This is a genomic window from Pseudomonas sp. GW823-FHT06B06, assembly GCF_058795195.1.
Map to the genome: position 1 here is coordinate 65026 of NZ_JBXAHO010000016.1, position 13169 is coordinate 78194.

General features: G+C 61.0%; 13 protein-coding genes. All 13 read right to left on the reverse strand.

What is annotated here, in order from left to right:
• Positions 1-5 precede the first annotated feature (5 nt).
• Positions 6-305 (reverse strand): STAS domain-containing protein, encoded by a 300-nt coding sequence (locus tag AC1Q8Q_RS16495; RefSeq protein WP_083348433.1) that lies wholly within the window; start codon positions 303-305, stop codon positions 6-8.
• Between the two features lie 168 nt (positions 306-473).
• Positions 474-923, reverse strand: coding sequence for a flagellar export protein FliJ (gene fliJ / locus AC1Q8Q_RS16500; RefSeq protein ID WP_492615261.1), 450 nt, complete (start codon positions 921-923; stop codon positions 474-476).
• A gap of 6 nt (positions 924-929) precedes the next feature.
• Positions 930-2288 (reverse strand): flagellar protein export ATPase FliI, encoded by a 1359-nt coding sequence (gene fliI, locus AC1Q8Q_RS16505; RefSeq protein ID WP_020796957.1) that lies wholly within the window; start codon positions 2286-2288, stop codon positions 930-932.
• The gene (fliH, locus tag AC1Q8Q_RS16510; RefSeq protein ID WP_492615262.1) at positions 2278-3060 is read right to left on the reverse strand and encodes a flagellar assembly protein FliH; all 783 of its coding nucleotides are present in this window, start codon (positions 3058-3060) and stop codon (positions 2278-2280) included. Before fliH ends, fliI begins: the two co-directional genes overlap by 11 nt.
• Before the next feature lie 4 nt (positions 3061-3064).
• The gene (gene fliG / locus AC1Q8Q_RS16515) at positions 3065-4084 is read right to left on the reverse strand and encodes a flagellar motor switch protein FliG (RefSeq protein ID WP_020796955.1); all 1020 of its coding nucleotides are present in this window, start codon (positions 4082-4084) and stop codon (positions 3065-3067) included.
• Positions 4077-5864, reverse strand: coding sequence for a flagellar basal-body MS-ring/collar protein FliF (gene fliF, locus AC1Q8Q_RS16520; protein WP_033044920.1), 1788 nt, complete (start codon positions 5862-5864; stop codon positions 4077-4079). Before fliF ends, fliG begins: the two co-directional genes overlap by 8 nt.
• A 15-nt stretch (positions 5865-5879) precedes the next feature.
• Positions 5880-6209, reverse strand: a complete 330-nt coding sequence (gene fliE / locus AC1Q8Q_RS16525) for a flagellar hook-basal body complex protein FliE (protein WP_033044919.1) — start codon at positions 6207-6209, stop codon at positions 5880-5882.
• A gap of 302 nt (positions 6210-6511) precedes the next feature.
• Entirely contained in the window at positions 6512-7897 is a 1386-nt protein-coding gene (locus AC1Q8Q_RS16530; RefSeq protein ID WP_436277282.1) for a sigma-54-dependent transcriptional regulator, read from the reverse strand.
• 5 nt (positions 7898-7902) lie between these two features.
• Positions 7903-9108: a sensor histidine kinase gene (locus AC1Q8Q_RS16535; protein ID WP_492615275.1), complete on the reverse strand. Its 1206-nt coding sequence runs from the start codon at positions 9106-9108 to the stop codon at positions 7903-7905.
• A 130-nt stretch (positions 9109-9238) separates the two neighbouring features.
• Positions 9239-10714, reverse strand: coding sequence for a sigma-54 dependent transcriptional regulator (locus tag AC1Q8Q_RS16540; RefSeq protein WP_020796949.1), 1476 nt, complete (start codon positions 10712-10714; stop codon positions 9239-9241).
• A 173-nt stretch (positions 10715-10887) separates the two neighbouring features.
• Positions 10888-11184, reverse strand: coding sequence for a flagellar protein FliT (fliT, locus tag AC1Q8Q_RS16545; protein WP_168757445.1), 297 nt, complete (start codon positions 11182-11184; stop codon positions 10888-10890).
• A gap of 17 nt (positions 11185-11201) precedes the next feature.
• Positions 11202-11597 (reverse strand): flagellar export chaperone FliS, encoded by a 396-nt coding sequence (gene fliS / locus AC1Q8Q_RS16550; RefSeq protein WP_168757444.1) that lies wholly within the window; start codon positions 11595-11597, stop codon positions 11202-11204.
• A gap of 155 nt (positions 11598-11752) precedes the next feature.
• Complete coding sequence (gene fliD, locus AC1Q8Q_RS16555; protein WP_168757443.1) at positions 11753-13135, reverse strand: flagellar filament capping protein FliD; 1383 nt, start codon at positions 13133-13135, stop codon at positions 11753-11755.
• Between the last annotated feature and the right edge of the window lie 34 nt (positions 13136-13169).

The window sequence follows — 13169 nt, forward strand, 5'->3', positions numbered from 1 at the left end:
AGTGATCAACTGATGTCGAACAGCTTGTCGAAGTTGGAAATGGCGAGGATTTTCCTCACGTCGCAATTGCTGTTGACCACGCGAATATCGGAATCGTCGCCGCCAGCGTGATCTCGCAACAGCAGCAACATGCCCAGGGCGGAACTGTCGAGGTAGGTGGCTTCCCTCAGATCGACGACGACTTCGGCGAGCGCCTTGTCTTCGTAGGATTGACGAAATTCCTGATGCTTGGCGAAATCGAATCGTCCCTTGACCGATATCGTCAGCTTTTGCCCATCCGGGGACACTTCTGAAACGACTGACATGTCATGGCTTCCTTGTCGTTGGTAAACCTTCTTGTACAAGGTTTAGCATTGGGTAGAGGTTGGGGCAAGGCAGGATATTTTTGGAGGCCTTGAGCCCCCACAGGTTGACCGCCTTTCTCCTGTGAGAGCGAGCCTGCTCGCGAAGAACGATAACGCGTTCCATATGACTCAATACGCATCATGGCGCGGCAACCGCTGGGACAGTTCATCCAGCAGCTTTTGCTCGCGCTTGTCCTCCAGCGCCCGCGCTTCGTCCTGGTAGCGCTGGACCAGTTTGCGCAAGCCTTCTACCCGGGCGAACGCCTGCTGCCAGGTGTCGCGCGCCTTGTTCAGGTTGTTCTGGTGCCAGGCCAGGCTTTGCCGCTGTTGATCGATGGCCGTGCCCAACTGCGCGAGAAAGCCCTGGTAGCCCAGCAGCCATTGGCCGGACACGCCACTGCTGCCGCGTACGATCCACTGTTCCTGATAGTCGAGCCGAAAGGCTTCGAGGTCGGCCAGCTTGCTTTCGGCCAGGCGCACTTGCCCCTGGAAGTGTCCCAGGCGCTGGACCGCGGTTTTCTCGGCCTTCTCGGCCATTTCCAGCACGGGAGCCAGGCGGCCCGCCCGAGTCTGGGCCATGGCCGGTTAACCGCCCGCCGCGGGCGCGAAGATCGACGCGAGATACGCCTCGCTTTCGCCCAGGCTGATGCTGTCGTTGAGGCCCTGGCGCAGGTATTTGACCAGTTGCGGCTGCAGGGAAATCGCCAGGTCGGTCTCGCGGTCACCGCCGGCGACGTAGGCGCCGACACTGATCAGGTCGCGGCTCTGCTGGTAGCGCGACCACAACTGCTTGAAGTACTGCGCGCGAGTCATGTGCTCCGGCGAGACTACCGCCGGCATGACCCGGCTGATGGACGCCTCGATATCGATGGCCGGGTAATGGCCTTCCTCGGCCAGGCGCCGCGACAGCACGATGTGCCCGTCGAGCACGCCCCGCGCCGAGTCGGCAATCGGGTCCTGCTGGTCGTCGCCTTCGGACAGCACGGTATAGAACGCGGTGATCGAGCCACCGCCCTTCTCGGCATTGCCCGCGCGCTCTACCAGTTTCGGCAACTTGGCGAACACCGAGGGCGGATAACCCTTGGTCGCCGGTGGCTCGCCAATGGCCAGGGCAATTTCCCGCTGGGCCTGGGCGAAACGCGTCAGCGAATCCATCAGCAGCAGCACGTTCTTGCCCTTGTCGCGGAAATACTCGGCGATTCGCGTGCAATACATGGCGGCGCGCAGACGCATCAGGGGTGCATCGTCGGCGGGCGACGCCACCACCACCGAGCGCTTGAGCCCTTCTTCACCGAGGATGTGCTCGATGAACTCCTTGACCTCTCGACCACGCTCACCGATCAGGCCGACGACGATGATGTCGGCCTCGGTGAAGCGCGTCATCATGCCCAGCAGTACGGATTTACCAACGCCGGTACCGGCGAACAGGCCAAGCCGCTGACCGCGCCCGACCGTCAACATGCCATTGATGCAGCGAATGCCCACATCCAGGGGCTCGCTGATCGGCTCGCGCTTGAGCGGGTTGATGGTCGGGCCGTCCATCGGCACCCAGTCTTCGGCCTTCATTCCGCCCTTGCCATCCAGGGCGCGGCCAGCACCGTCGAGTACGCGCCCGAGCATGCTCATGCCCATCGGCAAGCGACCGCTGTCGGAGAGGGGCACCACCCGGGCACCTGGGGCAATGCCGGCTACGCTGCCCACCGGCATCAAAAACACCTTGCTGCCGGAAAAGCCCATGACTTCGGCCTCGACCTGCACGGGATGATAGCTGTCATCGTTGATGACCATGCAGCGGCTGCCCATGGCCGCGCGCAAGCCCTCGGCTTCCAGGGTGAGGCCGACCATGCGCAACAGGCGGCCTTCGAGGATCGGTGCGCCGGCCAGTTCGATCGCCCCGGCGTAACTGCCCAGGCGCTTGGCGAAACTGGTGCGCTTAAGGTGCATCGGGAACCTCCACTGGTTTGCTTGCGCTGGACAGATCGATGCTCAGATCCGGCGCCGCCGGGTGCAAGGCCTGCTCGTGAAGCTGGTCGAACAGCTTGTCCATCACTTGCGTCACACGGGTTTCGACCGTGGCATCGATGCGGCTGTGTTCGGTTTCGACTCGGCAACCACCGGGCAACAGCGCTTCGTCCTCGACGATGCGCCAGGTTTCCTCATGTCGCTCGCGCAGGGCTTTGACCTGTTCGAAATCCTGCGGATTGATGTACAGCCGCACGTTGTTGACGCCCAACGGCAACAGCTTGAGGGCTTCGCGCATCACGTGTTCGATCTGCGTCGAGTCCATGGCCAGTTCGCGCTGGATCACCTGTTTGGTCATGTGCCGCACCAGTTCGACCAAGGACTTTTCAATCTGCGTGTCTTGTTCGGCGATGGGTTCGAACAGATGCGCCATCAACTTTTCAAGCGCGGCAACTTTGGCCGCCAACGCCGCATCAGCTTCCTGACGAACCTTGAGCGTGGTGCTATGGAACCCTTCTTTTTCGCCCACCGCGAAACCTTCGTTATAGGCTTCCTGGCGAATGCTCTCGAGCTCTTCGAGGGTCAGTGGCTGGACCTCTTCGAGCGGCACCTCCTCCATTTCCGGCGGCTCGGGTTCGGGCTCGGGCTCCGGCTCAGGGGCCGGCGGATCGAAGCTGGGCAGCGCCCAGGTATCGAAACCTCCGACATCCCTGGCGCGGATCAGGTCAGAGGGCAGCTCGTCATTCTTGGCCATGGCGTTAGATCATTTCCTCGCCGCCCTTGCCGCCGAGCACGATTTCGCCCGCTTCGGCCATGCGACGGGCAATGGTGAGGATTTCCTTCTGCGCGGTTTCCACATCGCTGACACGCACCGGGCCCTTGGCCTCGAGATCGTCGCGCAACAGTTCGGCCGCACGCTTGGACATGTTCTTGAAGATCTTCTCCTTGACGCTTTCGTCCGAGCCCTTGAGGGCCAGCACCAGCACGTCGGAGGACACTTCGCGCAGCAACGCCTGGATACCGCGATCGTCGACATCGGCCAGGTTGTTGAACACGAACATGAGGTCTTCGATCTGACCGGACAGGTCCTCATCCACTTCGCGGATCGAGTCCATGAGCTGGCCTTCGATCGAGCTGTCGAGGAAGTTCATGATGTCAGCTGCGCGCTTGATGCCGCCCAGGCTGGTGCGCGAAGCATTGGAGTTGCCGGAGAACTGCTTCTCGAGAATCTGGTTAAGTTCCTTGAGGGCCGCAGGCTGCACGGTGTTGAGCGAGGAAACCCGCAGGATGATGTCCAGGCGCACCTTATGGTCGAAGTTGCCCAGCACTTCACCGGCCTGATCCGGATCAAGGTACGCCACCACGATCGCCTGGATCTGCGGGTGCTCGTAGCGGATCACGTCGGCGACCGCGCGCGGCTCCATCCATTTCAGGCTGTCCAGGCCGCTGGTATTGCCACCCAGCAGGATGCGATCGATCAGGCCGTTGGCCTTGTCCTCGCCCAGGGCCTGGGTGAGCATTTTGCGCACGTAGTCATCGGAACCGACGCCCAGGCTGGTCTGGTCGCCGACGATGTCGACAAACTCGCTCATCACCTGCTCGACCTGCTCACGGTGCACGTTACCCATCTGCGCCATGGCCACGCCGACACGCTGGACCTCTTTGGGCCCCATGTGGCGCAACACCTGGGCAGCGTCGGTTGAGCCCAGCGACAGCAGCAGGATCGCGGCTTTGTCGACCTTGCTCAGTTTGGCGGCAATGGCTCGGTTATCACTCATCTGCGTTAATCCACTCTTTCACGACCTGGGCGACACGGCCCGGGTCTTCTGCCACCAGACTCTTGATTGCGTTCAACTGCGCGTCATAGCCTTCGCTCGGGCTCGGCAACAGGATGCTGGTCGGGCCACCGAGGCTGATACGGTCGTTGGCCAGTTCGCCGTCCAGGCCGCCCATGCCGCCGAGCTCGACGTCGCTGCCGATGCCCGCCAACTGCTTGCCTTTGCCGCCACCGGTGATGTTGTTGAGCACCGGACGCAACACACCAAACACCAGCACCAGAATGAACAGGACGCCCAACAGCTGCTTGACGATGTCCCAGAACCAAGGCTGGGAGTAGAACGGCACATCGGCAATCACTTCACCGCGCTCGGTGGAGAACGGCATGTTGATCACGCTGACGCTGTCGCCACGACTGGCATCGAAGCCGACCGCGTCCTGCACCAGGCGGGTGAAACGGGCCAGCTCATCGGCGCTCCAAGGCGCACGGGCGATCTCACCGTTGGCCGGGTTGATCTTGACCTGGTCATCGACCACCACCGAGACCGACAAGCGATTCAATCGCCCCTGCTGTTGCTTGGTGTGGCTGATGGAGCGGTCGAGCTCGAAGTTCTTGGTCGATTGCTGGCGCTTGTCCGCCGGATACGGTGCGAGCATTGGCTGGCCGGTGGCCGGGTCCATGACCTGCTGGCCGTTGGCATCGAGCAATGGCTGGCCTGGCTGTACCATGCCGGCCGACGCCGTGGCGCCACCGGTGGTTTGCGGCGCCGAGGCTGGCGACGGCGGCTGGTTGCTCAGGGCACCCGGCACACCTTGCGGGCCGTTACTGGCGGTGCGCTGTTCGTTCACCGACTGCTCGCTACGCAATGCCGGCTGGTCGGGGTTGAATTGTTCGGAAGTGGACTCGACAGCGCTGAAGTCGACATCCGCCGAGACTTCGGCCTTGTAGCGGTCGTTGCCCAGCACCGGTTGCAGAATGTTGTGCACGCGCTGGGTGAGCATGCTCTCCATGCGGCGGCTGTAATCGAATTGCTTGCCGGCCATGGTCAGTTCGGAGTTTTCCGCCTGATCGGACAGCAGGTTACCTTTCTGGTCGACAACGGTGATCTGCGACTTGCTGAGTTCGGGCACGCTGGTCGCCACCAGATTGATGATGGCCACGACCTGCCCCGGCTCCAGCGAACGCCCGGAATACAGCTCGACCAACACCGACGCGCTGGGCTTGCGCTCGTCGCGCACGAACACCGAACTTTTCGGGATCGCCAGGTGCACGCGGGCACCCTTGACATTGTTCAGGCTGGAAATGGTGCGCGCCAGTTCGCCTTCAAGGCCGCGACGATAACGGGTCGCCTCCATGAACTGACTGGTGCCCAGGCCCTGTTCCTTGTCGAGGATTTCAAAACCGATGTTGCCATCGCTGGGAGTGACACCAGCGCCCGCGAGCTTGAGACGCGCACGGGACAGGTCTTCGGCCTTGACCAGCAAGGCGCCGGAATTGGGTTCCACGGTATAGGCAATATCGGCGGCAGCCAGGGTGTCCATCACCTGCTTGGCATCCATGCCGGCAAGGCTGCCGTACAACGGACGGTAATCCGGCTGCTGGGACCACAACACCACGGCAAAGCCAATCGCCACGCTCGCGGCCAGGCCGACCAACAGCCCCACCTGGCGCAGCATGGTCATCTCGGAGAGGTTTTCCAGGAAGGACAACCCGAACAGCGGCGGTTTGCCGTCTACGGAGTTGGCCTTGGCCGGAACATTGTCAGCGATAGCATCTGCCATGACTCAATCTCGTCCTTAAACCGGCATCTGCATGATGTCCTGATACGCCTGAACCAGCTTGTTGCGCACCTGGGTCAATGCCTGGAAAGACACGCTGGCCTTCTGCGAGGAAATCATCACGTCCGTCAGGTCGACACCGCTCTTGCCGATCTCGAAGGCGTTGGCCAACGACGTGGAAGCCTGCTGGGTGTCGTTGACCTTGTTGACGGCCTGACCGAGCATGTCGGCAAAGCTGCTGCCATTCAATTCAGGGACGGCGGCAGTCGATTTCGGCGCAGACATGGCGTCCATTTGCATGGCCCGCATATCCAGCATCAATCGATTGAATTCAATACCTTGGCTCATGCTCTACTCTCTCTGGCGGCCCGCAATTTTTTGACGCTCACTCAGCGGGTAACGAGGTGTTAGCAACAAGGGTGCCAGCTCAGCGTCCACCTCACACAAAACCGGCAGCGCGCCCCCTCCCGTAGGAGCGAGGCTTGCCCGCGAACCAGACACCACGGTATTTCTGGTAGACCGCGTCATCGTTCTTCGCGGGCAAGCCTCGCTCCTACAGGCGAAGAACGAACGCGGTATTACAGATACACCGCAGCGCCTGGTTCGCCGGCAAGCCTGGCTCCTACGGGAGAACCGGGCGTCACGGTGGGTCAGGTGGCAAACAAATACGCTTCCACGTCCATTCCGGCATCGCGCATCTGCGCCAGCTTGTAGCGCAAGGTGCGCGGGCTGATGCCCAGGCGCTCGGCGGCCTCTTTGCGGCGGCCGCGCTCGGTGCGCAAGGTGTCGATGATCATCTGGAACTCACGGCGCCGCAGGTCGTCGCCCAGCGCGCCGCCAGATTCAGCCTCGACCGCCCGCACCGGCGTCGGCGCTGGCGCCAATGCCGGCAACGGCGCGCAGGCGATCGGTCCGTTCAGGCAGAAATCCTGCGGCTCGATCACCCCGCCCTGCTGCAGGATCAACGCACGCTGCAGCGCATTGTCCAGTTCACGCACGTTGCCCGGCCACGGATAGGCGATCAGGCACGCCTGGGCCGCGGGCGACAGCCTGGCCGCGGCATGCTTCATTTTATTGACGTGCCTGGCCAACAGTCGCTCGGCCAGCGGCAGGATATCGGCAGTGCGCTCGCGCAACGGCCGCCAAGCCAGGGGGAATACCGACAGGCGATAGTACAGGTCTTCACGAAAACGCCCCGCCGCCACCTCACCCGCCAAGTCCCGGTTGGTGGTCGCGACCACACGGATATCCAGGGCTATCGGCTTGCGCGCACCTACTCGCTCAACCTCGCGCTCCTGCAGCACCCGCAGCAACTTGGCCTGCAACCCCAAGGGCATTTCGGAAATTTCATCGAGCAGGATCGTCCCGCCATCGGCCTGTTCGAACTTGCCGGCCTGCGCCGCGATGGCGCCGGTGAACGAGCCCTTTTCGTGCCCGAAGAGCGTGGCCTCCAGCATGTTGTCCGGAATCGCCGCGCAGTTGATCGCAATGAACGGCTGACTGGCCCGATGAGAGTGCTGGTGAATGTAGCGCGCCAGCACTTCCTTGCCGGTGCCGGACTCACCGGAGATCAGCACCGTGGAATCACTGCGCGCCACCCGCGCGGCCAACTCCAGCAACTGTGCACTGGCCGGCTCGAACGCCACGGGCCCTTCGCCATCGGTGGCGCCGACCCTACCCTGGGCGTGCCGTGCGACCAGGTCGAGCAGCGCCTTGGGCTCGAACGGCTTGACCAGGTAATCCGCCGCCCCTTGGCGCATCGCATCCACCGCGCGCTCGACGGCACCGTGCGCGGTCATCAGCAGCACCGGCAGTTGCGGCTGCCGCGCCCGCAGCAAAGCGAGCAACTGATGACCATCCATGCCCGGCATGTTGACGTCGCTGACCACCAGATTGAATACCTCGCCCGCTGCGGCCTCCAGGGCTTCCTGCGCCGATGCCACGGCCTTGTAATCGTGGCCGGCCAGCAACAGCGTGTCTGCCAGCGCTTCACGCAACGCGCGGTCATCCTCGACCAGTAGAACCTTGATAGCCATGAGCTTCACTCCACTCCCTGGGCACTGTCAAAAAGCGGTAGCAGTACCTGCGCACAGGTGCCGCGACCGATCCGCGAGCGCAAGCGCAACTCGCCCTGGTGCGCCCTCGCGACTGCCTTGACCACGGTCAGGCCGAGACCGGTGCCGGTGGCCTTGGTGGTAAAAAACGGCTCCCCCAGACGCGCCAGCACCGCTTCGTCGATACCACTGCCGCTATCGCTGACGCACAAGCGCAGGTGATTGCCACGGGTGTAGAGGTGCACCTTCAAGCGCACATCAGAGGCACTGGCCTGAATGGCGTTTTCGATCAGATTGAGGACCGCGCCCACCAGGGTGTCGCGATTGCACAGCAGTTCGCCGGCATGGGCGTCGCATTGCCAGCGAATCGGCAAGTCCTGCACATGCGCCAGTGCCGCCGCCTGCAGCGCCTGCATCAGCTGCGCCGGCGTCACGCGGTCGGTCAATGGCAGCTCGCCGCGCGCGAACACCAGCATGTCGCGCACCTGATGCTCCAGCTCATGCAAGCGCTCCTTGAGCCGCCCGGCAAAGCGTTGCTGGGTGACCACCGGCAGCGTCTGCTCAGTCAAGTGACTGGCGTAGAGCAAGGCCGCGGACAACGGCGTGCGAATCTGATGCGCCAGCGACGCCACCATGCGCCCCAGGGAAGACAGGCGTTCGTGGCGCGCCAGTTGATCTTGCAGATGACGGGTCTCGGTCAGGTCGTTGAGCAGCACCAACTGGCCAGGCTCGGCATCCAGCGAACGGGTGGCAATCGACAGGCGCCGACCATCCTTGAGGGAGACTTCATGACCGTCGTCTTCACGGGGCGCAAAGCAACGGGCAATGACCTGTCGCCACAGCTCACCTTCGAGGGGCAGGCCGAGCAGTTCATACGCCGCCGGATTGGCTTCGCGCACGATGCCCTGGGCGTCGATGACGATGATGCCACCAGGCAAAAGGTCGAGCAGATGTTGCAGGCGGTTGGCCAGACGTTCTTTCTCCGCCAGCTCCTGCATGCGCTGGGCGCTGACCACCGCCAACTCACCCTTGAGCTCGGTCACCCGGGCTTCGAGCATGCTGTAGGAGTTGGTCAATTGGCTCGACATCTGGTTGAACAGGGCAAACGCCTGCTCAAGGCCAAGCCGGCTCGCCTGCTCTACCGACGACGATTGCCCCAGGGCATCCCCCAAGGTATCGGGAGCAGGAGACATCTGGGCGGATGGGGGCATGGGGTGCTCTCTCGCTTGGCTGACCGTCAGTGAAACGGAACGTTGCGAGGGCTATAGCAATACCCGTGCCTAAAAAAAACTGCTTGAAAATGAACGACTTGAAAAACAGGCGTCAATCATCCGCCTGTTCATCACCGTCACGACGACTCATGCCGTACTTGCGCATTTTTTCCACCAGCGTGGTCCGACGGATACGCAGGCGTTCAGCGGCGCGCGCAACAATGCCATTGGCATCATCAAGCGCTTGCTGGATCAGGCCTTGCTCCAGGCCACCGAGATAATCCTTCAGGTCCAGGCCTTCAGGTGGCAGCATCGCATGGGTGGTGAAGTCCGGCGTATGGCCGTTGATTGCCACCCGCTCTTCGAGATCGTTGCGCAGAGTGTCGACCAGTTGCTCGTCTTCATCGTCAACGTAGCGGAATTTCTTCGGCAACTCGACCACGCCGATCACCCCGTACGGATGCATGATCGCCATGCGCTCCACCAGGTTGGCCAGCTCGCGGACGTTGCCCGGCCAGCCGTGACGGCACAGCGACATGATGGCCGCGGAGTTGAAGCGGATCGAACCGCGCTTCTCGTGCTCCATGCGCGAGATCAATTCGTTCATCAGCAACGGAATGTCTTCTACGCGCTCGCGCAGCGGCGCCATCTCGATCGGGAACACGTTCAGGCGGTAGTAAAGGTCTTCGCGGAAGGTGCCGATCTCGATCATGCTTTCGAGATTCTTGTGGGTCGCCGCAATGATGCGCACATCGACGCTCTGGGTCTTGTTGCTGCCCACGCGCTCGAACGTACGCTCCTGCAACACGCGCAGCAGCTTGACCTGCATCGGCAGTGGCATGTCGCCAATTTCGTCAAGGAACAGCGTGCCGCCATTGGCCAGCTCGAAACGCCCGGCACGGCTGGTGATCGCCCCGGTGAACGCGCCCTTCTCATGGCCGAACAATTCGCTTTCCAGCAGCTCGGCCGGAATCGCCCCGCAATTGACCGGCACGAACGGTGCCTCGCGGCGCTTGGAGTGGTAGTGCAGGTTGCGCGCAACCACTTCCTTGCCGGTCCCGGACTCACCGAGGATCAGCACGCTGGCATCGGTGTCGGCCACTTGCTGCATCATCTGGCGCACGTGCTGGATCGCCCGGCTGGTGCCGACGAGGCTGCGGAACAGATTGGGTTCACGATGCCGACCGCGCTCGCGGGCCTGGTCGTACATCTCGCGATAGACCTGGGCACGGTGCAGCGAATCGAGCAACTTGCTGTAGCTGGGTGGCATTTCCAGGGTCGACAGCACCCGGCGACGCTGGTCATCCGGCAGGTCGATGGAAGAATTATCGCCCATCAGCAAAATCGGAAGGAACTCATCCCATGTCGACAGTGTCTTTAACAAGCCCTGAAGAGAACCCGGAGCATTGACCGTCCCGATAAGGACACAGATCACTTCACGACTAGAAGATAAAGAGACGACAGCCTGCTGCCAGTCGTGGCTACCGCAGGGTAAATTTTCTTCGCCGAGAAAATTTAAAATCACCGCCAAGTCGCGGCGGCGAACGCTATCGTCATCGATTAGCAGAATTTTGGTTTCACGCCACATGCAATCGTAACTTCCCTAGTCGACCCGGTGCCCGAAATGAGTGGGCAAGCTAGACGCTTGCAGACCGTTAATGCCTGTAGACGCCCGAAATCTGGAAACAGCCACTAGTAAAGTCAAAAAACCGTTCACAGTCAAATTTATGGCGCAATAAGCACGGATTAAGCAGAAAATAATTAACCAAACAGATGGTAAACCTTTGCGGCACTCTTCGCTTGGTTGATCTGCGACATCTCATCGACTATCGCCTGACGCTCGCCCATCGTCACCGTCAATAAATCTTTGTACACCGCCAGCAGGCTCTCAAGGTGGGTGCGTAATGCTTCCTCGTCGATCGGCGCCTCGGTGAGCACCTCATCGACGCATTCGCGACACGCCACATCAAGTTCGCCAATCATGTCCCAGTTACGCGCCGCCAGGGCATCGACCAGGGCTTCACGGGTTTCTTCAATTCGCCGCAGTGCTTGACTCATGACGTCATCCTCGGCCGTCAGGCCTGTGGGGTTCCAATCGCATCCCAGCCGCTTTTAAGGGTTTCGAGCAAACCTGCTACTTCGTCGATGATGGCAGCATCGTTTTCGCGATTGGCTTCCATCAGACGCGTCATCATGTAGGCGTACAAATTATCGAGCTGCTGCAGCGAAGCCGGATCATCGGTTTTTTCCGGATTCAGGCCGTCGCGCAGGCCGATGATGATGTCTACCGCCTTGCCCAGCATCAACCCCTTGAGCGCGATGTCGCCACGCTCCATGGCGCCCCTGGCCTGAGCCATGCGATCCAGCCCGCCCTCCATCAGCAGCTGTACCAGGCGATGGGGGTTGGCTTCAGAGATCTGGGCATGGGAATTGACCTTCTGATATTGGCGAAGGGCTCTCATGGGGTTCATGGTTCTACCTCGTGACAGACAACAGCTTGAAATTGGGAAGGCTCTGATCTTTATGTCGACTGATCGGCGCAGAACTTTAACGCTGCCACTGCGCCAAAGAAAAAACCCAGGCGCAGCCATGACAGCCTGCCTGGGTTTTTCATATCTGATGCGGATCAGTCCGACTTCGGATTGTTCAGCGCATTGAGCGTGGTCATGATGCTGTCGCTCTGGGCGCGCAGCCTGGCCACCAGCGAGTCCATGGCCGTGTATTTGGCGCTCAGACTGGTTTGCAAGCTGGCCATCCGCGCATCGAGGGAGTCCTGTTGCTTTTTGAGATCATTGAGGCTGTCACTCAAGCTCGACGAGCGCGCTGCAAAAACCCCGGTAGTTTTCTGCGCGAAACTGTCGGTGGCGGACTTCATGCGCGCAAGCAAACCGGTATCGCCGGCAAAGATTCCTTTGATATCAGCGGCATTGGTAAGTGCTGCTGCATCAAAAATCTTATCGTTGATCGACAGCAGACCGGTCTTCTGATCAGTCTCGACACCAAATTGAGCGAGGGACTTCATCTGACCGGTGCCGCCCATGGCGTTCAACTCGGTACGTACCGACGACAGCAGCGAACGCAGGGACGCATCGCCCGTCAGAGCGCCAGTCGTCATCGAACCATCGGCGTTGGTTGTAACCTGGGTTTCGGTGTTGGCCGCCTTGATCAGCGCGTTGTAGGTATCGACAAACCCCTTGACCGCAGACTTCAAGGTCGCCGTATCGGCGGACACCGTGATAGTCGTTGGCGTCGCCGTGCCGCTGGCAGGAACCGGAGAAACGCCTGTCAACTTGAGGGTGATCCCGCTCACAGCATCGGCAATGGTATTGCTCTTGGATTCCATCGCCACGCCGTCCAGTGTGTACTTGGCGTTCTGTGGCGTCGCGAGAACCGAGGCACCGGTTTCCAGACCCGAGTTACCTGCCAGGGTCAGGTTCGAACCGACACCGGTTTTATTGGAAGTCAGCACCATCCGGGAACCGTTGGCATCGGTGAGGATGTTGGCACTCAAGCCCTGGTTCGAATACTGGGAGTTGATCGAGTCGCGGACCTGCTGCAACGTCGCACCCGCAGGAATGCTGACATCAAAGGTGTCGGTACCTTGCTTAATGGTCAGTGTGGATGGCACCGCACCGGCATTGACCACCGCAGAGGCGCCGTCGGTGTAGACCTTGGTCGAAATTTTCGATGCAGTTGCCAGCTGGGTGACCAGCAGCGAGAAGTTGCCTGCCGCCGCACCGTTACCGGTGGTCACGGAGGCGACCTTTTCATCGGAAGAAATACCGCTCAAACCACTGAAGCTGGAGGCGGTTTTCATGTTATCCAATGCGCCACGGAAGGCATCCAGCGCCGCCTGGATTTTGCCGATCGACGACAGCGAGGTGGTTGCTTTCAGTGTTTGATTGTTGATTTGCGTCTGTTTTGGCGCTCTTTCAGAGTCCACCAAAGACTTCACAATCGCCTGGGTATCGATGTTCGAACCAATACCGCTAACCGATGTACCCGCCATCTTCTCTCTCCTTATCCAGTGGCTGCCGTTTTCT

Excerpts from the sequence above, each read along its gene's own strand:
- AC1Q8Q_RS16495 (WP_083348433.1), bottom strand. The coding sequence starts at position 305 with ATGTCAGTCGTTTCAGAAGTGTCCCCGGATGGGCAAAAGCTGACGATA.
- fliJ (WP_492615261.1), bottom strand. The coding sequence starts at position 923 with ATGGCCCAGACTCGGGCGGGCCGCCTGGCTCCCGTGCTGGAAATGGCC.
- fliI (WP_020796957.1), bottom strand. The coding sequence starts at position 2,288 with ATGCACCTTAAGCGCACCAGTTTCGCCAAGCGCCTGGGCAGTTACGCC.
- fliH (WP_492615262.1), bottom strand. The coding sequence starts at position 3,060 with ATGGCCAAGAATGACGAGCTGCCCTCTGACCTGATCCGCGCCAGGGAT.
- fliG (WP_020796955.1), bottom strand. The coding sequence starts at position 4,084 with ATGAGTGATAACCGAGCCATTGCCGCCAAACTGAGCAAGGTCGACAAA.
- fliF (WP_033044920.1), bottom strand. The coding sequence starts at position 5,864 with ATGGCAGATGCTATCGCTGACAATGTTCCGGCCAAGGCCAACTCCGTA.
- fliE (WP_033044919.1), bottom strand. The coding sequence starts at position 6,209 with ATGAGCCAAGGTATTGAATTCAATCGATTGATGCTGGATATGCGGGCC.
- AC1Q8Q_RS16530 (WP_436277282.1), bottom strand. The coding sequence starts at position 7,897 with ATGGCTATCAAGGTTCTACTGGTCGAGGATGACCGCGCGTTGCGTGAA.
- AC1Q8Q_RS16535 (WP_492615275.1), bottom strand. The coding sequence starts at position 9,108 with ATGTCTCCTGCTCCCGATACCTTGGGGGATGCCCTGGGGCAATCGTCG.
- AC1Q8Q_RS16540 (WP_020796949.1), bottom strand. The coding sequence starts at position 10,714 with ATGTGGCGTGAAACCAAAATTCTGCTAATCGATGACGATAGCGTTCGC.
- fliT (WP_168757445.1), bottom strand. The coding sequence starts at position 11,184 with ATGAGTCAAGCACTGCGGCGAATTGAAGAAACCCGTGAAGCCCTGGTC.
- fliS (WP_168757444.1), bottom strand. The coding sequence starts at position 11,597 with ATGAACCCCATGAGAGCCCTTCGCCAATATCAGAAGGTCAATTCCCAT.
- fliD (WP_168757443.1), bottom strand. The coding sequence starts at position 13,135 with ATGGCGGGTACATCGGTTAGCGGTATTGGTTCGAACATCGATACCCAG.